The organism is Peribacillus sp. TH16 (assembly GCF_016651095.1).
Taxonomy (GTDB): Bacteria; Bacillota; Bacilli; order Bacillales; family DSM-1321; genus Peribacillus; species Peribacillus butanolivorans.
The window spans coordinates 2,240,379-2,258,360 of record NZ_JAEKEM010000009.1; the positions used below are offsets into that span (position 1 = coordinate 2,240,379).

A 17,982-nucleotide genomic window follows, 5' to 3' on the forward strand; every position below is an offset into this window, starting at 1 on the left:
CTAGAACCATAGCGGTTCCCTTTTAGCTTCTTAACCTACGCTCCCGTTGTTCTGTTATATATGCCCCACTTTCTCTTCAAGAGAAACAATTCACACTCAGCCAATGCTGTAACTTCTTTAATGACAAAATCCGGAACGCCTCTTCTTAATAGAATTTCTGCAATAAGGTATGGCTTTTTCATATACTCTCCCCTCCCTATTCCTTAGTTGTTTCACTTTTCTCTATTATACAAAATAATCCATAAAAGGAAAAATAGACAAAGCCCCATTTTTCGAAAAAAATATGACTTTTGGAGAATTAGGAATTACTTATTTTTAAACACCGTATCTGTTTTATGAGTCGTTTTATTTAGAGGAATAAGATGAATAGGGTAAAAATCCATTTGTATCATACTATTAAAAAAGTTTATTAAGGGGTGGATTTTAATCCAAGATTGTTTTATTTGTTACTAACACACAGGAATCATTCAGACGGATGGAGGTACAATTTTCGGGGAAAATGATGATTATGTTGGACATATTAATCATTACGAACAATCAAATTATTCAGGTTATATTATAGTTGGCTTCACAAGATACAACCCTATCTTTTGCGGTATGAATATAGAAGAAAAAGCATTTGGGTTCACTAAGACAAGTGATAGAAATGCATTATTAGACAGTAGAAAGCGGAACATATTTATTCACGTGCCTCCCTTCATTCTATTTCCTATCTTCATATGCATCTAGCTCCTCGCTTGTTATCCAAACAGCCTAAGGAATATTAAAGACGATGGCCTTACGAATTAAAAGTACATTCAAAAGAGGAGGTGCGAATTGCACCTCTTTGTCGTTTTACCGGTACAGCTTACTATAGGTCGTCAATTCATTTAGTCGCTTTTCATTTATGGCAAAACCGATTCCTGCTTTTTCCGGAACCTGAATGACGCCACTTTCGACGATGACTTCCGGTTCAATAATATCCTCTTCCCAATAGCGGGACGATGATGATATGTCCCCCGGAATTGTAAAGCCTTTTAATGTGGCTAGCGCGATATTATGAGCTCGGGATATGCCAAATTCAATCATGCCTCCGCACCAAACGGGCACGTTTTTTTCCACGCATAGATCATGGATTTTGACCGCTTCCGACCAGCCACCTACTTTGGCCATCTTAATTGTAATTACCCCGCAGCTCTCGAGTAAGAGTGCATTTTTCACATCATGATAGGAATTGATGCTTTCATCAAGACAAATTGGCGTCTGCAGCTGCTTTTGCAAAACAGAATGTTCGACTATGTCGTCATGCCCTAGTGGTTGCTCAATCATCATCAACTTGAACGCATCAAGCTTTTGCAGGTGCGAAGTGTCTTCAAGCTTGTACGCCGAATTGGCATCCGCCATTAACGGGATATCAGGATAGGTGCGTCGAATTTCTGATAGAAACTCCAAGTCATTTTTAGGATTGATTTTTATTTTATACCGCTGATACCCGAATGCGGAAAAATCGTCAATCTGACGCATCGCATCACCGATATTATCCGATGCAACGACAACACCAGCCGTAACTTCGCTCCGTTCCCCTCCAAACAACTGTCCGAGGTAGAATCCCTTCTGCTTCGCATATAAATCCCAAATCGCCTGATCTAGAGCTGACTTCGCCATCGCATTCCTTCTTATTCCGCTCCATAAGCTTGGCAGTTCATTAGGGTGCTTAAACTGACCAGCCAATGTCAAAGGAATTAAGAAATCCTCCAACATATGAAAGCAGGTTTTAACCGTTTCCTCGGTATACCAAGGACTTGTAAATGGCACCGCTTCACCGTATCCGATTAGCCCATCTTGATCTTTGGCTTCGACAACAATCACTTCGCGTTCGCTTACCATCTCGAGGTGGGTCTTAAACGGTTGCTTTAAAGGGGCCGTAATGAGCCGTAATGAGATGGAGGATAACTTCATCGTTGTTTCCCCACTCTCTTCTTCAATTCCCTTCGCAGCAGCTTACTCGCACCATTCCTGGGAAGCTCCTCACAAAAAATAACATTCCGGGGAATTTTATAAGCAGCCAAGGAGTCCCCGCAATAATTCAAAAGCTCGGTCTCTTTCAACTCTGCACCTTGATGTAAGACGACAAACGCGAGTGGTACCTGTCCCCATTTTTCATCGTCTGTTCCCGTAACTCCCGCCTCGAAAACAGCCGGGTGCTTACTTAGAACATTTTCAATTTCAGCCGGATAGACATTTTCGCCACCGGAGATGATTAAATCGGAGCGTCGGTCAAGCACATATAAAAAGCCTTCTTCATCAAGATAACCAAGATCCCCAGTATAAAGCCATCCCTCCGTAATCGCTTGCTGTGTCGCATCCAATCGTTTGAAATAACCTTTCGTCACATTCGGACCTGAAACAACAATTTCACCCGCTACACCAGGTTCACAGGTCCTACCGTCCTTAACTATCCGTAACTGCGAAGGAAACAAAGGTTTCCCCGCCGACCCGATTTTTGTCATGCTATATTCCGGTGCAAGTGTTACAATCTGCGAAGATGTTTCAGTCATCCCATACGTCTGATAGACAGGAATCCCTTTTCCCTTACATACTTCAAGCAAATGAACCGGTGCCGGGCCGCCGCCTAACAGCATACAGCGGAAGGTTTCTGGATAGCTTGTCTTTCCTAAATCATGCAACATCCGGTTCAGCATCGTCGTCACGACCGAAATAATCGTCACGCCATTTTCCTGAATGCTCCGGTTCGCTTCTCGTTCATCAAACTTCTCTACCAGCACGACCTTCATACCATAAATTACATTTTTCATCAAAATAGACAGGCCGCTAATATGAAAAATCGGGACCGCACAATACCATGTATCTTCTTCCCTCAATCCAAGATTCAACATAGAACCAACCGCACTCCACCAGTGGTTGCCGAATGTTTGTATTACACCCTTTGGATTACCCGTTGTACCCGATGTATACATAATCGTAGCTGTATCTTCAAGATTAAACTCATGGAGAAATTCTGTCGTGCCTTCTTTGGGTAATTCTTCCTTTAAAAGAATCTGGAAACCCGTGAGAATGTCACGAATATCGGAGAGTTTTTCAGAGAAGGAATCCTCCGATATCAGACGTACTGCCTCACTATCCTCGATCTGCCAGGAAAGTTCTTTTGCCGTTAACTTATTATTCAGCATCACGATCTTCACACCCAGATAAAAGAGTGCATGAATCACGACGACACTATCTATATGATTCCGGAGCAAAACCGCACATGATTCGCCAGCCTTCACACCTTTGTTCGCTAGCTTACCGGCCATTTTCCCGGTTAGAGTATGTAGTTCAAGAAAGGTATACGTACGCCCTTCAAATTCAATCGCCGGACGATCCGGTGATAGATGTGCCCGGTTTTTCAGCCAGTTCGGCAACTTTTCTTCTGCCATCGTTGCTTACCCTCCCATACATTTAGATATAGAAAACAGCCCGGCGATTATCCGCCAAGCTGCCTGTCTTATCGATTCACGCGTCTCATTAAGGGAAACGAGGGAATTGTCCGAAGTCCGGATCGCGTTTTTCTTTGAACGCATCGCGGCCTTCTTTTGCTTCTTCTGTTGTATAGTATAAAAGTGTAGCATCGCCAGCCAATTGTTGAAGACCTGCAAGACCATCTGTATCCGCATTCATCGCTGCTTTTAAGAAACGAAGTGCAGTTGGGCTCTTCTCAAGCATTTCTTCACACCATTTAACTGTTTCTGCTTCTAATTGGTCTAAAGGAACAACCGTGTTAACTAGTCCCATATCCAATGCTTCTTGAGCATTGTATTGACGACATAGGTACCAAATTTCACGTGCTTTCTTATGACCAACGATACGTGCTAAATAACCTGAACCATAACCAGCATCAAAGCTTCCTACGTTCGGCCCGGTTTGTCCAAAGACTGCATTGTCAGCGGCAATTGTTAAGTCACATACCACATTCAATACATTACCGCCACCAATCGCATAACCAGCAACCATAGCTACAACTGGTTTCGGAATCACACGGATCAAACGTTGCAAATCAAGTACGTTTAGACGCGGAATATTATCTTCGCCGACATATCCACCGTTTCCGCGTACTTTTTGGTCCCCGCCTGAACAGAATGCTTTGCCGCCTACACCCGTTAAAATAATAACTCCAATGCTAGAATCATCACGCGCTCTTGCGAATGCATCAATCATCTCAGCAGTCGTTTTTGGCGTGAATGCATTATGTACATGCGGACGGTTGATAGACACTTTCGCAATCCCATTATATTTTTCATATAAAATTTCATCATACTCACGTATTGTTTCCCATTGTATTGTCATCTAAAATCCTCCTTTAATTTCGCATTAAAAACTCACTTATTATTTTACCAAACTTTTCTCCATCTTCCACATGAATCGCATGTCCGGCATCATTAATTATTTTCCATTCAGCCTGTTTCAGCATTTTTTGCATCGATTCCGCAATCAGACAAAACTTGGGATCGAGTTCACCAGTAACAAGAAGCACTGGAAAATCAAGAAATTCTAGTTCTTCCCAATAGGAAGCCTGACTGCCGGTTCCCATTCCTAAAAGGCTACTGGAAAGGCCCGAAGGATTATTTTCCAAACGCTGCTGTCGAATCGCCGCCTGGGTTTTAGATGATAACCTTTTCTGACTCTCAAACAGCGGGATGTTTTCCCACTGATCGACAAACGCCTCGATGCCGTTTTCAAGAATCTTTCCGGCAAGCTTCTTATCATTACTTCTGCGGATTTCCCGCTCCTCTTCTGTTAAAAGGCCAGGTGAAGCGCTTTCTAACATCAATGTCTTTACGTACTCAGGATACAAACAGGCAAAGCCCAAAGCAAGCCTCCCTCCCATTGAATATCCAAGGATATGGGTTTTTGGGAAATTTAACTCATCCAAAATATGCTTAAGGTCCTCAGTCACTTGCTTCATCTTATACCGACGATAATCGGCTGGAGATGCAGTCCCTCCATGTCCGATAATATCGACCATGATCAAGGTATATCTTTCACGCAAAAGCGGGATGAGAAATTTCCATGTATCTCGATTTCCCGTAAATCCATGCAAAAGTACAAGAGGTTCTCCATTTCCCACTATTTCAACAGAATAAGTGACATCTCTGCAGACAATTTTCATGATATTCCCCTATCTAATACCACTTTTATTTCCTGGGAAACAAAATTCCACAAATTTCGATGCTTTTGCAAATTGGACTCCCTTTCGGTAGGTACTTCGATTATTTTCAAGCCTTGGATTTCAAACGACTCTGTAAATACCTGCTTCAGTTCATCCCAATTTTGCACCTTGCTGTATTTCCCGCCGTAAAGCTGTGCAGTATGGGAAAAATCAAGCCCGTGGGGAGTGCCGAATAACGTTTCGAAGTGTTCCCTATCATTTGCCTGTGGAAGGAAAGAGAATATACCGCCGCCGTCATTATTAATCAGCAAAATCGTGATATTTTGCTTTTGCAGCTTAGCCGCAAGCAATCCGTTCATATCATGGAAAAAGCTTAAATCTCCGATTGCGAGTACTGTATTTTCTGAAACGGTGCTTACGCCAAGCGCAGTAGAAACTACACCATCAATTCCGTTCGCTCCCCGATTTGCAAAGGTTTTGATTCCTTTTTCATTATTCAAAAAGAATGTATCCAGATCCCGTATTGGCATACTATTTCCGACGAATAACGTCGATTCTATTGGCATCATGTCCTGTATCAGCGAGAACAGCTTTCCTTCACTTAACTCCGCTTCATCACGGATGGAAGATAAGGCATTCTTCGTTGCTCCATTGACAGTTTGCCACAAACCAAGCCAGTTTTTCTCAGTAGCATTCGGAATTTTTCCACATACACGTTGGCAAAAATCTTTTTCTTCGCAGTAAATCATGTTGGTTGCCAGTCCTGCTGGTTCGCGCCATCCTGCTCCGCCATCAATGACCAAAGTAATTGCCTGTTTTTGTTTTTTCATGAATAACAATAAAGGTTTAGATACCGGCATAGAACCGAAACGCAACACTACATCCGGCCGGAAAGCTTCCTTGGCCGCTTCATCACGTAGAAATGTATCGTAGGTATCAATAATACCTTCTTTATCGTGTTTGCCACTTCTTAGCTGAGAAAGAGGGTCAGCTAGTATCGGGAAAGCAAGCTTCTCAGCTAAAGCTACAATTGCTTCCTTCATCTTTGGATGCCGTAATTCTCCACACACGATCATTCCTTGTTTCGCTTGTGATAACGTAGCTGCTAGCGCCTCTATATGTGAATCAGACAGTGATAGTGCACCATTTTCAATCATCACAGCCGGTGTCATTTTATTTTGCCTATATTCTTTAGCTTGTTCCAGATTTGGAATAAGTGGTTCACGAAGAGGGAAGTTCAAATGTACGGGTCCAGCTGGCTCAGTTGCCGCTGTCGAAACTGCCCTTGCACCGATTGTTCTCGCATATCGCATCATTTCATCGGTACTTTCCGGAAGCGCCATTTCGACAAACCACTTCACTTGCCTTCCGTACAGATGAATTTGATCAATGGCCTGTGGAGCCCCTACATCACGCAACTCATGCGGACGATCAGCCGTCAGCACGATCAGTGGCACCCTTGAATAGTAAGCCTCAATGACAGCTGGGTAAAAGTTAGCAGCAGCTGTACCAGACGTACAAAGAAGTCCGACAGGTTTTTTTAATGCCTTAGCCAAACCAAGGGCAAAAAAAGCAGCCGAACGCTCATCCACATTAATATGAACTTCGATATCAGGATGTTCTACCAGCAGCAAAGCGAGCGGTGTGGATCGTGAACCTGGACTTACCACCACATGCTTCATCTTATTTTGTGCAAGCTCATCGACAAATGAAGCAGCATACGCTGTCAATGCATCTCGGTCATTCATTAAGATTTCCTCCTAAAGCACTTAGCATTGGATTAAATTTAATCCCCGTTTCCTGGAATTCACTTTCAGGTGTCGAATCTTCCACTACGCCGCACCCTGCAAAAAGCGATGCCTCATTATCCTGTAGTAGGGCGGAACGAATCCCAACTGCAAATTCCCCGTTCCCATAGGTATCGACCCAGCCCAATGGTCCCGCATAAAAGCCGCGTTCAAGACCTTCTATTTCTCGAATACGGGCGACAGCTTCTTCTTTCGGAAGCCCGCCCATAGCAGGTGTTGGATGCAGATTTTCTACAAACTCAAAAATCGTGACACCCTCATTGCAAATTCCACGGACCGGTGTATACAGATGCTGAATATGACGGTTTTTCATTAATTTCGGTTCGGTCGGAACGATTACCTTTTCACATACCGCCTCAAACGCATTTGATATCATCGAAACGACGTATTGATGCTCTTGTAAATTCTTTTGGTCATGAAGCAGTTCATCACCAAGACAAGCATCCTCTTCTTCAGTTTTCCCCCGTCCCATCGATCCTGCAAGACAGGTAGAAAAGACTTCATTACCCTGCTTCTTTATCAAACGCTCAGGAGTTGCACCCACGAAACAGTCACCGCCCGCTTCCAAACTAAAAATATAGCTTAATGGCTGCTCAGCAATCAATTGCTCGAGTACTTTCTCTGAATCAATGGAGCGCTCAAACACAAGGCGCAGCTCTCTTGCCAAAACAATTTTGTCGAGATCTGTTGTCTTGATTTCCTCAACAGCCTCTGCAACCGTCTGCTTCCATTCCTTAGGTTTGACTTCCTTCTGCTTAACAAGAGTATTGGCACGCAGTTCGGTGCCATTCAAGCTTTCGATAAGGAAAGATTCCCGTTCATTTATCATATCTATGAAGAGTTTTTCTGAATCATCCGGTGAACAAAGTAGGTTTGTCGTTAAGTAAGCTTGCTCCCCCACTAGCGATAGCATGAAGGCAGGTATATAAAACAGATTGTCCCCGAATTGGTTCCAAAGGAGCGTACTGTTAGTTTCATAATCAAAAGAAAAGCCACCAAAGAGTAAAGGACCAGTTGCTTCTACATCGGTCACTCCTGTTTTGACAGCAGTATTCTGCAGTTTGATCCAGCTCATTTCGACTTCTCTATAACGGTCGGCATTTGATGCCGCTTGGAGTTTCTTAACGTTGCCTAAACCAGTAATGGTTATTTCTTTTGCAGGGTCCTCCCAGAAAAAGCGTTCACCCGCATACCGTTCTCTTCCAGCTTGATAAAATGAAAGGGGGTTGTTGCAATTTATTTTCTTAATATGACTGAATAGAACTTGACCATTCAAGTCCTTTGCCTTTTGTATAGCTGAAGCCAGTCCCTGAAACTGTTGAGTTTCTTCTGAGATAGCCAAAAAAATCCCCCCAAATGTACATTTTAAAAGCTTTTTAACCTATTTAAAGATACACCTCTCTTCAACCCAATGTCAATAAAACGCCCCTTTATCGAACGATTCATGACTGCTTTTTTCCTTATTATATGATTCTTAGTGAATGAAGTAGAATACCCTTGATATTGGAAGTGATCGTCTATGAAATTCAATTGACACTTCCCACCACTTTTCCTACACTAAATAGGATAACCTTTTGTGAACAATTTCAATATTTGATATAATTCAAGGGAACTAATAATGATTTTGAGGAGAGAAATAATGCAAACAGAATACGACGACCTTCCCCTTAAACGAACCTGGAAAATTTGGTGGGAGTTAATTCGTCCACATACACTTACCGCAGCTTTTGTTCCAGTCCTACTTGGAACTATGATTGCACTTTTAGAAGATGGCGTAAATTGGCTACTATTTGCAGCCATGATGATTGCAAGTATCCTGATTCAAGCTGCAACGAACTTATTCAATGAATACTATGATTTCAAGAGAGGCTTGGATACAGAAGAATCTGTTGGCATAGGTGGTGGCATTGTCCGTCATGGCATGACTCCAAAACTCATCATGACCTTAGCCCTTAGTATGTATGGCATCGCACTGATACTTGGAATCTATATCTGTGCTGTATCATCTTGGTGGCTTGCTGGGGTAGGACTGGTCTGTATGCTTGTCGGCTACCTTTACACTGGCGGTCCACTGCCTATTTCATACACACCATTTGGAGAACTTTTTTCTGGATTGTTTATGGGCTTTCTGATAATCTTGATTGCCTTTTTCATTCAAACTGGTTTTGTTTCTACCACAGCTATCTTAATTGCAATACCAAGCGGAATTTTAGTTGGGTTAATCAATTTATCCAATAACCTCCGTGACCATGACGGAGATAAGGCACACGGTCGAAAAACGATGCCTGTAGTAATGGGCAGAAAAAATGCCTTAACATTTATGGCGATTATGTTTGCCTTCTCTTACCTATGGCTAGTAGGATTAGTCCTAGCTGGAAGCGTTACAGCATGGATTTTGCTTGCCTTCCTAAGCATTCCGAAAGCCTTGGCAGCTATCAAAGGCTTCGTAGGTAAAACTTCACCTATTACGATGGTCCCTGCGATGAAAGCCACGGCCCAAACGAACACCTTCTTCGGCCTGCTTATGGCCATTGGATTATTCATCAGCTATCTTATTTAATCTCTAAGGACTGAGTCGATTTGACTCAGTCCTTTTTTGCTTCCTATCCAATTTGTTTCCCTCCCCTCCGATTCGGGTAATGAATAAGACACCCATCCAACCATTATTCAAATGAGATATAGACTTTCGAAGGAGTGAAATAAACATGGCAACCAAACAACAAACGCAACATTTAAAAAAAGAACTACTTATAGAAAAAGAAGAACTGAATAATAGGCTAAAAAATGATGAACAATCACTTCTAAATAAAAGTCAGACAGAATCTGTAGGGGAACTATCCTCCTATGACAATCATCCCGCTGACCTTGGAACCGAATTATTCGAAATGGAAAGAAACCAGGCACTAGATGAGCATGCACAATCTGAAATGGAAAAAGTCAAGAATGCATTGAATGCGATAGATGCAGGCTTCTATGGCCATTGTAAAACCTGTGATACTGAAATCCCTTTTGAACGGCTTGAAGCCATCCCTACCACTCTCTACTGTGTCGAGCACGCCCCAGAACGACCGACTATACAAGATCGACCAGTTGAAGAAGACGTACTGATTCCATCAAAGGGAAATAATTTTGAAAACCGTCATGGAAGTGAAATAGTAGATAAAGAAGATAGCTTTGGCGAAGTAGCCAAATTTGGTACATCTGAAACACCTGCGGATTACATGGGCGATCATGACAGCTATAATAATCTTTATAAAACAGAAGATGAAACCGATGGATTTCCTGAAGACTATGAAGGATTTGTAGCAAATGATATCGAAGGAAAAAAAATAAGGGGTATCCCGAATAAAAAGCAAAAGAACTATGAAGATACATTAGATGAAGAAAACGTTGAATCTCAGCTTGGAGACATTCCTTATAAACAAAAAGATAGTTATATCAATGAAGAGAAATAAATAAAAAAAAGAAGCATACAGAATGTATGCTTCTTTTTTATGACCCGTACGGGATTCGAACCCGTGTTACCGCCGTGAAAGGGCGGTGTCTTAACCGCTTGACCAACGGGCCAAATGGCGGAGAAGGAGGGATTTGAACCCTCGCGCCGCTCACGCGACCTACACCCTTAGCAGGGGCGCCTCTTCAGCCTCTTGAGTACTTCCCCATGGCTCCGCAGGTAGGACTCGAACCTACGACCGTTCGGTTAACAGCCGAATGCTCTACCACTGAGCTACTGCGGAACAATATGAATATGGTGGGCCTAAATGGACTCGAACCATCGACCTCACGCTTATCAGGCGTGCGCTCTAACCAGCTGAGCTATAGGCCCATAAATTGGAGCGGGTGAAGGGAATCGAACCCTCATCATCAGCTTGGAAGGCTGAGGTTTTACCACTAAACTACACCCGCGAAATGGGGCGACTGATGGGAATCGAACCCACGAATGCCTGAACCACAATCAGGTGCGTTAACCACTTCGCCACAATCGCCGTAATTTTTGAAATAATGGTGGCTCAGGACGGAATCGAACCGCCGACACAAGGATTTTCAGTCCTTTGCTCTACCGACTGAGCTACTGAGCCACATTTGTATTAAATTTTATAATGGCGGTCCCGACGGGAATCGAACCCGCGATCTCCTGCGTGACAGGCAGGCATGTTAACCGCTACACCACGGGACCTAATAATTGCGGGGACAGGATTTGAACCTGCGACCTTCGGGTTATGAGCCCGACGAGCTACCGGACTGCTCCACCCCGCGACGGTAATAATGAAACGATTTCGCATCAAGTTTTCGTGTAAATTGTTTCTTCCGCTTCCTCTATGTAAAGGTTGTTTCAAAACAACTTGCTGCTTTTAAAGAAATGGAGGAGGTAGAGGGATTCGAACCCCCGCGGGATTTGACTCCCCTGTCGGTTTTCAAGACCGATCCCTTCAGCCGAACTTGGGTATACCTCCGTGGCTAAAAAAATTACATGGTGGACCTTGTAGGACTCGAACCTACGACCGGACGGTTATGAGCCGTCTGCTCTAACCAGCTGAGCTAAAGGTCCTTATATTTATTGGTAGCGGCGGAGGGGATCGAACCCCCGACCTCACGGGTATGAACCGTACGCTCTAGCCAGCTGAGCTACACCGCCAATATAATATAAGTTTTGATGAAAAATGGTGGAGCCTAGCGGGATCGAACCGCTGACCTCCTGCGTGCAAGGCAGGCGCTCTCCCAGCTGAGCTAAGGCCCCATTCATTAGAAATCACGTGGTCGGGAAGACAGGATTCGAACCTGCGACCCCTTGGTCCCAAACCAAGTGCTCTACCAAGCTGAGCTACTTCCCGCAAAAAACATGGTGCGCCCGGCGGGAGTCGAACCTACAACCTTCTGATTCGTAGTCAGATGCTCTATCCAATTGAGCTACGGGCGCATATTAAGATGGTGCCGAGGACCGGAATCGAACCGGTACGGTAGTCACCTACCGCAGGATTTTAAGTCCTGTGCGTCTGCCAGTTCCGCCACCCCGGCACATACGAAAAGTGGAGCGGAAGACGGGATTCGAACCCGCGACCCCAACCTTGGCAAGGTTGTATTCTACCACTGAACTACTTCCGCATGAAAGATGCGGGTGAAGGGACTTGAACCCCCACGCCTTGCGGCGCCAGATCCTAAGTCTGGTGCGTCTGCCAATTCCGCCACACCCGCATAATATAATGGTGAGCCATGAAGGATTCGAACCTTCGACCCTCTGATTAAAAGTCAGATGCTCTACCAACTGAGCTAATGGCTCGTACGTTTAATAATAAAAGATGGTGCCGGCAAGAGGACTTGAACCCCCAACCTACTGATTACAAGTCAGTTGCTCTACCAGTTGAGCTACACCGGCAGGTGTAAAAATGGTGGAGGATGACGGGATCGAACCGCCGACCCTCTGCTTGTAAGGCAGATGCTCTCCCAGCTGAGCTAATCCTCCATATGTGTAACTGCTTGGCGGCGTCCTACTCTCACAGGGGGAAACCCCCAACTACCATCGGCGCTGAAGAGCTTAACTGCCGTGTTCGGAATGGGAACGGGTGTGACCTCTTCGCTATCGCCACCAAACAATGTTAACATTTTTTTAAGACATTTATTATTATAACGTCTTTTTGAAAAAATGCAAGAAGAAATTTTCATTCCTTCAAAACTAGATAATAAGAAGGTATTTCATTTTTTAAAGCGTGGTTAAGTCCTCGATCTATTAGTATCAGTCAGCTCCACATGTCGCCACGCTTCCACCTCTGACCTATCAACCTGATCATCTTTCAGGGATCTTACTAGCTTGCGCTATGGGAAATCTCATCTCGAGGGGGCTTCATGCTTAGATGCTTTCAGCACTTATCCCGTCCGCACGTAGCTACCCAGCTATGCCTTTGGCAAGACAACTGGTACACCAGCGGTGCGTCCATCCCGGTCCTCTCGTACTAAGGACAGCTCCTCTCAAATTTCCTGCGCCCGCGACGGATAGGGACCGAACTGTCTCACGACGTTCTGAACCCAGCTCGCGTACCGCTTTAATGGGCGAACAGCCCAACCCTTGGGACCGACTACAGCCCCAGGATGCGATGAGCCGACATCGAGGTGCCAAACCTCCCCGTCGATGTGGACTCTTGGGGGAGATAAGCCTGTTATCCCCGGGGTAGCTTTTATCCGTTGAGCGATGGCCCTTCCATGCGGAACCACCGGATCACTAAGCCCGACTTTCGTCCCTGCTCGACTTGTAGGTCTCGCAGTCAAGCTCCCTTGTGCCTTTACACTCTACGAATGATTTCCAACCATTCTGAGGGAACCTTTGGGCGCCTCCGTTACTCTTTAGGAGGCGACCGCCCCAGTCAAACTGCCCACCTGACACTGTCTCCCACCCCGATAAGGGGCGCGGGTTAGAATTTCAATACAGCCAGGGTAGTATCCCACCAACGCCTCCACCGAAGCTAGCGCTCCGGCTTCTCAGGCTCCTACCTATCCTGTACAAGCTGTACCAAAATTCAATATCAGGCTGCAGTAAAGCTCCACGGGGTCTTTCCGTCCTGTCGCGGGTAACCTCGCATCTTCACAGGTACTATAATTTCACCGAGTCTCTCGTTGAGACAGTGCCCAGATCGTTACACCTTTCGTGCGGGTCGGAACTTACCCGACAAGGAATTTCGCTACCTTAGGACCGTTATAGTTACGGCCGCCGTTTACTGGGGCTTCGGTTCAAAGCTTCGCTTGCGCTAACCTCTCCCCTTAACCTTCCAGCACCGGGCAGTGTCAGCCCCTATACTTCGCCTTGCGGCTTCGCAGAGACCTGTGTTTTTGCTAAACAGTCGCCTGGGCCTATTCACTGCGGCTTTTCCGGGCTATTCACCCTAAAAAGCACCCCTTCTCCCGAAGTTACGGGGTCATTTTGCCGAGTTCCTTAACGAGAGTTCTCTCGCACACCTTAGGATTCTCTCCTCGCCTACCTGTGTCGGTTTGCGGTACGGGCACCTTACATCTCACTAGAGGCTTTTCTTGGCAGCGTGGAATCAGGAACTTCGGTACTATATTTCCCTCGCCATCACAGCTCCGCCTTAATGGAAACGGGATTTGCCTCGTTTCCGGCCTAACTGCTTGGACGCGCATATCCAACAGCGCGCTTACCCTATCCTTCTGCGTCCCCCCATCGTTCAAACGATGTATAGGTGGTACAGGAATATCAACCTGTTGTCCATCGCCTACGCCTTTCGGCCTCGGCTTAGGTCCCGACTAACCCTGAGCGGACGAGCCTTCCTCAGGAAACCTTAGGCATTCGGTGGAAGGGATTCTCACCCTTCTTTCGCTACTCATACCGGCATTCTCACTTCTAAGCGCTCCACCAGTCCTTCCGGTCTGACTTCAACGCCCTTAGAACGCTCTCCTACCATCGACACCATACGGTGTCAATCCACAGCTTCGGTGATACGTTTAGCCCCGGTACATTTTCGGCGCGGAGTCACTCGACCAGTGAGCTATTACGCACTCTTTAAATGATGGCTGCTTCTGAGCCAACATCCTGGTTGTCTAAGCAACTCCACATCCTTTTCCACTTAACGTATACTTTGGGACCTTAGCTGGTGGTCTGGGCTGTTTCCCTTTCGACTACGGATCTTATCACTCGCAGTCTGACTCCCAAGAATAAGTATTTGGCATTCGGAGTTTGACTGAATTCGGTAACCCGTTGGGGGCCCCTAGTCCAATCAGTGCTCTACCTCCAATACTCTCATCTTGAGGCTAGCCCTAAAGCTATTTCGGAGAGAACCAGCTATCTCCAGGTTCGATTGGAATTTCTCCGCTACCCACACCTCATCCCCGCACTTTTCAACGTGCGTGGGTTCGGGCCTCCATTCAGTGTTACCTGAACTTCACCCTGGACATGGGTAGATCACCTGGTTTCGGGTCTACGACCTCATACTCATTCGCCCTATTCAGACTCGCTTTCGCTGCGGCTCCGTCTTATCAACTTAACCTCGCATGAAATCGTAACTCGCCGGTTCATTCTACAAAAGGCACGCCATTACCCATTAACGGGCTTTGACTACTTGTAGGCACACGGTTTCAGGATCTATTTCACTCCCCTTCCGGGGTGCTTTTCACCTTTCCCTCACGGTACTGGTTCACTATCGGTCACTAGGTAGTATTTAGCCTTGGGAGATGGTCCTCCCTGCTTCCGACGGGATTTCTCGTGTCCCGCCGTACTCAGGATCCACTCAGGAGGGAACGAAGTTTCAACTACAGGGTTTTTACCTTCTTTGACGGACCTTTCCAGATCACTTCATTTACCCCGTTCCTTTGTAACTCCATGTTGAGTGTCCTACAACCCCAAGAGGCAAGCCTCTTGGTTTGGGCTAATTCCGTTTCGCTCGCCGCTACTCAGGAAATCGCATTTGCTTTCTCTTCCTCCGGGTACTTAGATGTTTCAGTTCCCCGGGTCTGCCTTCAGTACCCTATGTATTCAGGTAAAGATACTGTTCCATTACGAACAGTGGGTTTCCCCATTCGGAAATCTCCGGATCAAAGCTTACTTACAGCTCCCCGAAGCATATCGGTGTTAGTCCCGTCCTTCATCGGCTCCTAGTGCCAAGGCATCCACCGTGCGCCCTTTCTAACTTAACCGTTAAAAAAGATCTTACTGATGCTTTGAAAAAATTAATTGCCTTCTATCTATTATCTAGTTTTCAAGGAACAAAGTAGAAAGAATCCCATCACAACGTGATGATGTCTTTCGTATCTGAATGAATTACTCATTCAAAACTGAACAAAACAAAAGCGCTCTCGTATTTATCCTTAGAAAGGAGGTGATCCAGCCGCACCTTCCGATACGGCTACCTTGTTACGACTTCACCCCAATCATCTGTCCCACCTTAGGCGGCTGGCTCCATAAAGGTTACCTCACCGACTTCGGGTGTTACAAACTCTCGTGGTGTGACGGGCGGTGTGTACAAGGCCCGGGAACGTATTCACCGCGGCATGCTGATCCGCGATTACTAGCGATTCCGGCTTCATGTAGGCGAGTTGCAGCCTACAATCCGAACTGAGAATGGCTTTATGGGATTCGCTTACCTTCGCAGGTTTGCAGCCCTTTGTACCATCCATTGTAGCACGTGTGTAGCCCAGGTCATAAGGGGCATGATGATTTGACGTCATCCCCACCTTCCTCCGGTTTGTCACCGGCAGTCACCTTAGAGTGCCCAACTGAATGCTGGCAACTAAGATCAAGGGTTGCGCTCGTTGCGGGACTTAACCCAACATCTCACGACACGAGCTGACGACAACCATGCACCACCTGTCACTCTGTCCCCCGAAGGGGAACGCCCTATCTCTAGGGTTGTCAGAGGATGTCAAGACCTGGTAAGGTTCTTCGCGTTGCTTCGAATTAAACCACATGCTCCACCGCTTGTGCGGGCCCCCGTCAATTCCTTTGAGTTTCAGCCTTGCGGCCGTACTCCCCAGGCGGAGTGCTTAATGCGTTAGCTGCAGCACTAAAGGGCGGAAACCCTCTAACACTTAGCACTCATCGTTTACGGCGTGGACTACCAGGGTATCTAATCCTGTTTGCTCCCCACGCTTTCGCGCCTCAGTGTCAGTTACAGACCAGAAAGTCGCCTTCGCCACTGGTGTTCCTCCAAATCTCTACGCATTTCACCGCTACACTTGGAATTCCACTTTCCTCTTCTGCACTCAAGTTCCCCAGTTTCCAATGACCCTCCACGGTTGAGCCGTGGGCTTTCACATCAGACTTAAGGAACCACCTGCGCGCGCTTTACGCCCAATAATTCCGGACAACGCTTGCCACCTACGTATTACCGCGGCTGCTGGCACGTAGTTAGCCGTGGCTTTCTGGTTAGGTACCGTCAAGGTACCAGCAGTTACTCTGGTACTTGTTCTTCCCTAACAACAGAACTTTACGACCCGAAGGCCTTCTTCGTTCACGCGGCGTTGCTCCGTCAGACTTTCGTCCATTGCGGAAGATTCCCTACTGCTGCCTCCCGTAGGAGTCTGGGCCGTGTCTCAGTCCCAGTGTGGCCGATCACCCTCTCAGGTCGGCTACGCATCGTCGCCTTGGTGAGCCATTACCTCACCAACTAGCTAATGCGCCGCGGGCCCATCTATAAGTGACAGCAAAACCGTCTTTCCATCTTCTCTCATGCGAGAAAAGAACGTATCCGGTATTAGCTCCGGTTTCCCAAAGTTATCCCAGTCTTATAGGCAGGTTGCCCACGTGTTACTCACCCGTCCGCCGCTAATCTCAGGGAGCAAGCTCCCATCGATCCGCTCGACTTGCATGTATTAGGCACGCCGCCAGCGTTCGTCCTGAGCCAGGATCAAACTCTCCGAAGAAATGTTTGACTTGCTCATTTTGCTTTTTTTGATAGTGTGTGCTCACTTAAAAATTAACGTTGGCGCTTTGTTTTGTTCAGTTTTCAAAGAGCAATTTGTTGTCGTTTCTCTCAGAAGCGACTCCTATAATGTAACACATTGTGTCACGTTTCGTCAACAACTTTTTTTAAAAAGTTTTAACAGTTTGTTGAGCTGTTTAAGTTGTTGTCTTAGCGACAAGAAATAATATACCATGTACAAATAATGTTTGCAATATGTTTTTCAAAACTTTTTTTCAAAAAAGTGTTTTTTCATTCTCCTTCTATATATTCCTTTCTAGAATAACTCTTTTTCGAATGCATCAAGCCCCCCTACCTCTTAAACACAGTCCGCCGCTTCAGCTGAATTAACTCGCATATTTCTCCTTAAACCCAAATAGACATATAAAGATATCTTCTTTCTTTGAGGTGAAGCAATGAATCTATCATTAATCGCACTACTCATTTCTTACAGCATGGCTCTTTACTTATTTAGCACTGCTTATTATGAAGCCATAAAGTTCAGTAGGGAAAAAGGGAAAGTGAATGGTACAACGTTTTTGTTTAGCTTTACATTTGCCTTGATCTTCACTCGGATTACCTATTTGTTTTATCCCTATTAAATAAAAGCAGTAAGTCGGGTTCGACT

The 17,982-nt window shown here is 45.7% G+C and carries 10 protein-coding genes, 21 tRNA genes and 3 rRNA genes; 3 read left to right on the forward strand and 31 right to left on the reverse strand.

Annotated features, from left to right (window positions below):
- Positions 1–35: 35 nt before the first annotated feature.
- The 7 genes from JFV29_RS24770 to JFV29_RS24800 form a co-directional block, all read right to left on the reverse strand.
- Entirely contained in the window at positions 36–182 is a 147-nt protein-coding gene (locus tag JFV29_RS24770; protein ID WP_157443825.1) for a hypothetical protein, read from the reverse strand.
- 652 nt (positions 183–834) lie between these two features.
- Positions 835–1,938: an o-succinylbenzoate synthase gene (gene menC / locus JFV29_RS24775; RefSeq protein WP_201187029.1), complete on the reverse strand. Its 1,104-nt coding sequence runs from the start codon at positions 1,936–1,938 to the stop codon at positions 835–837.
- On the reverse strand, positions 1,935–3,416 hold the full coding sequence (locus JFV29_RS24780) for an o-succinylbenzoate--CoA ligase (RefSeq protein WP_201187031.1): 1,482 nt from the start codon (positions 3,414–3,416) through the stop codon (positions 1,935–1,937). The genes menC and JFV29_RS24780 overlap by 4 nt, the downstream gene beginning before the upstream one ends.
- Before the next feature lie 88 nt (positions 3,417–3,504).
- Positions 3,505–4,323: a 1,4-dihydroxy-2-naphthoyl-CoA synthase gene (menB, locus tag JFV29_RS24785; RefSeq protein ID WP_056521242.1), complete on the reverse strand. Its 819-nt coding sequence runs from the start codon at positions 4,321–4,323 to the stop codon at positions 3,505–3,507.
- 13 nt (positions 4,324–4,336) lie between these two features.
- On the reverse strand, positions 4,337–5,146 hold the full coding sequence (gene menH, locus JFV29_RS24790) for a 2-succinyl-6-hydroxy-2,4-cyclohexadiene-1-carboxylate synthase (RefSeq protein ID WP_201187032.1): 810 nt from the start codon (positions 5,144–5,146) through the stop codon (positions 4,337–4,339).
- Positions 5,143–6,894, reverse strand: coding sequence for a 2-succinyl-5-enolpyruvyl-6-hydroxy-3-cyclohexene-1-carboxylic-acid synthase (gene menD, locus JFV29_RS24795; protein WP_201187033.1), 1,752 nt, complete (start codon positions 6,892–6,894; stop codon positions 5,143–5,145). The genes menH and menD overlap by 4 nt, the downstream gene beginning before the upstream one ends.
- A complete protein-coding gene (locus JFV29_RS24800) occupies positions 6,887–8,296 on the reverse strand; it encodes an isochorismate synthase (RefSeq protein ID WP_201187034.1) in 1,410 nt (469 codons plus the stop codon). The genes menD and JFV29_RS24800 overlap by 8 nt, the downstream gene beginning before the upstream one ends.
- A gap of 297 nt (positions 8,297–8,593) precedes the next feature.
- Between JFV29_RS24800 and JFV29_RS24805 the strand changes: the two genes are divergently transcribed.
- Both JFV29_RS24805 and JFV29_RS24810 read left to right on the forward strand, forming a co-directional pair.
- Positions 8,594–9,514 carry a 1,4-dihydroxy-2-naphthoate polyprenyltransferase gene (locus JFV29_RS24805; RefSeq protein ID WP_201187035.1) on the forward strand — a complete coding sequence of 307 codons (921 nt, stop codon included), beginning with the start codon at positions 8,594–8,596 and terminating at the stop codon, positions 9,512–9,514.
- Positions 9,515–9,659: 145 nt separating this feature from the next.
- On the forward strand, positions 9,660–10,409 hold the full coding sequence (locus JFV29_RS24810) for a TraR/DksA C4-type zinc finger protein (protein WP_201187036.1): 750 nt from the start codon (positions 9,660–9,662) through the stop codon (positions 10,407–10,409).
- Positions 10,410–10,449: 40 nt separating this feature from the next.
- Here the strand turns inward: JFV29_RS24810 and JFV29_RS24815 are convergent.
- The 24 genes from JFV29_RS24815 to JFV29_RS24930 all read right to left on the reverse strand — a co-directional run bounded on the left by JFV29_RS24815 (position 10,450) and on the right by JFV29_RS24930 (position 17,316).
- A tRNA-Glu gene (locus JFV29_RS24815) sits at positions 10,450–10,521 on the reverse strand.
- Between the two features lie 3 nt (positions 10,522–10,524).
- Positions 10,525–10,615: transfer RNA gene (locus JFV29_RS24820), tRNA-Ser, on the reverse strand.
- A gap of 1 nt (position 10,616) precedes the next feature.
- Positions 10,617–10,691: transfer RNA gene (locus JFV29_RS24825), tRNA-Asn, on the reverse strand.
- Positions 10,692–10,703: 12 nt separating this feature from the next.
- Positions 10,704–10,780: transfer RNA gene (locus JFV29_RS24830), tRNA-Ile, on the reverse strand.
- Between the two features lie 6 nt (positions 10,781–10,786).
- Positions 10,787–10,860 (reverse strand) — tRNA-Gly (locus JFV29_RS24835).
- A 4-nt stretch (positions 10,861–10,864) separates the two neighbouring features.
- Positions 10,865–10,940: transfer RNA gene (locus tag JFV29_RS24840), tRNA-His, on the reverse strand.
- 17 nt (positions 10,941–10,957) lie between these two features.
- Positions 10,958–11,033: transfer RNA gene (locus tag JFV29_RS24845), tRNA-Phe, on the reverse strand.
- 22 nt (positions 11,034–11,055) lie between these two features.
- A tRNA-Asp gene (locus JFV29_RS24850) sits at positions 11,056–11,131 on the reverse strand.
- A gap of 6 nt (positions 11,132–11,137) precedes the next feature.
- Positions 11,138–11,211, reverse strand: a tRNA-Met gene (locus JFV29_RS24855).
- A 104-nt stretch (positions 11,212–11,315) separates the two neighbouring features.
- Positions 11,316–11,408 (reverse strand) — tRNA-Ser (locus JFV29_RS24860).
- Between the two features lie 18 nt (positions 11,409–11,426).
- Positions 11,427–11,503 (reverse strand) — tRNA-Ile (locus JFV29_RS24865).
- A gap of 10 nt (positions 11,504–11,513) precedes the next feature.
- Positions 11,514–11,590 (reverse strand) — tRNA-Met (locus JFV29_RS24870).
- Positions 11,591–11,616: 26 nt separating this feature from the next.
- A tRNA-Ala gene (locus JFV29_RS24875) sits at positions 11,617–11,692 on the reverse strand.
- Positions 11,693–11,709: 17 nt separating this feature from the next.
- Positions 11,710–11,786 (reverse strand) — tRNA-Pro (locus JFV29_RS24880).
- Positions 11,787–11,795: 9 nt separating this feature from the next.
- Positions 11,796–11,872: transfer RNA gene (locus tag JFV29_RS24885), tRNA-Arg, on the reverse strand.
- A 9-nt stretch (positions 11,873–11,881) separates the two neighbouring features.
- Positions 11,882–11,970: transfer RNA gene (locus tag JFV29_RS24890), tRNA-Leu, on the reverse strand.
- A gap of 12 nt (positions 11,971–11,982) precedes the next feature.
- A tRNA-Gly gene (locus JFV29_RS24895) sits at positions 11,983–12,057 on the reverse strand.
- Between the two features lie 8 nt (positions 12,058–12,065).
- Positions 12,066–12,147 (reverse strand) — tRNA-Leu (locus JFV29_RS24900).
- Between the two features lie 9 nt (positions 12,148–12,156).
- Positions 12,157–12,232, reverse strand: a tRNA-Lys gene (locus tag JFV29_RS24905).
- Positions 12,233–12,252: 20 nt separating this feature from the next.
- Positions 12,253–12,328 (reverse strand) — tRNA-Thr (locus tag JFV29_RS24910).
- 11 nt (positions 12,329–12,339) lie between these two features.
- Positions 12,340–12,415 (reverse strand) — tRNA-Val (locus JFV29_RS24915).
- A gap of 12 nt (positions 12,416–12,427) precedes the next feature.
- Positions 12,428–12,543: ribosomal RNA gene (gene rrf, locus JFV29_RS24920) — 5S ribosomal RNA — on the reverse strand.
- A 116-nt stretch (positions 12,544–12,659) separates the two neighbouring features.
- Positions 12,660–15,591: ribosomal RNA gene (locus JFV29_RS24925) — 23S ribosomal RNA — on the reverse strand.
- Between the two features lie 175 nt (positions 15,592–15,766).
- A 16S ribosomal RNA gene (locus tag JFV29_RS24930) occupies positions 15,767–17,316 on the reverse strand.
- The 16S, 23S and 5S rRNA genes sit together here with 21 tRNA genes alongside, the layout of an rRNA operon.
- A 454-nt stretch (positions 17,317–17,770) precedes the next feature.
- On the opposite strand from JFV29_RS24930, the gene JFV29_RS24935 reads away from it, so the two are divergent.
- Positions 17,771–17,956 carry a hypothetical protein gene (locus tag JFV29_RS24935; protein WP_141521436.1) on the forward strand — a complete coding sequence of 62 codons (186 nt, stop codon included), beginning with the start codon at positions 17,771–17,773 and terminating at the stop codon, positions 17,954–17,956.
- The last annotated feature ends 26 nt before the right edge of the window (positions 17,957–17,982 follow it).

Bases quoted from the DNA above. Each gene is read 5' to 3' on its own strand.
- JFV29_RS24780 (WP_201187031.1), bottom strand. From the start codon at position 3,416: ATGGCAGAAGAAAAGTTGCCGAACTGGCTGAAAAACCGGGCACATCTA.
- menC (WP_201187029.1), bottom strand. From the start codon at position 1,938: ATGAAGTTATCCTCCATCTCATTACGGCTCATTACGGCCCCTTTAAAG.
- JFV29_RS24935 (WP_141521436.1), top strand. From the start codon at position 17,771: ATGAATCTATCATTAATCGCACTACTCATTTCTTACAGCATGGCTCTT.
- JFV29_RS24810 (WP_201187036.1), top strand. From the start codon at position 9,660: ATGGCAACCAAACAACAAACGCAACATTTAAAAAAAGAACTACTTATA.
- JFV29_RS24805 (WP_201187035.1), top strand. From the start codon at position 8,594: ATGCAAACAGAATACGACGACCTTCCCCTTAAACGAACCTGGAAAATT.
- JFV29_RS24770 (WP_157443825.1), bottom strand. From the start codon at position 182: ATGAAAAAGCCATACCTTATTGCAGAAATTCTATTAAGAAGAGGCGTT.
- menD (WP_201187033.1), bottom strand. From the start codon at position 6,894: ATGAATGACCGAGATGCATTGACAGCGTATGCTGCTTCATTTGTCGAT.
- menH (WP_201187032.1), bottom strand. From the start codon at position 5,146: ATGAAAATTGTCTGCAGAGATGTCACTTATTCTGTTGAAATAGTGGGA.
- menB (WP_056521242.1), bottom strand. From the start codon at position 4,323: ATGACAATACAATGGGAAACAATACGTGAGTATGATGAAATTTTATAT.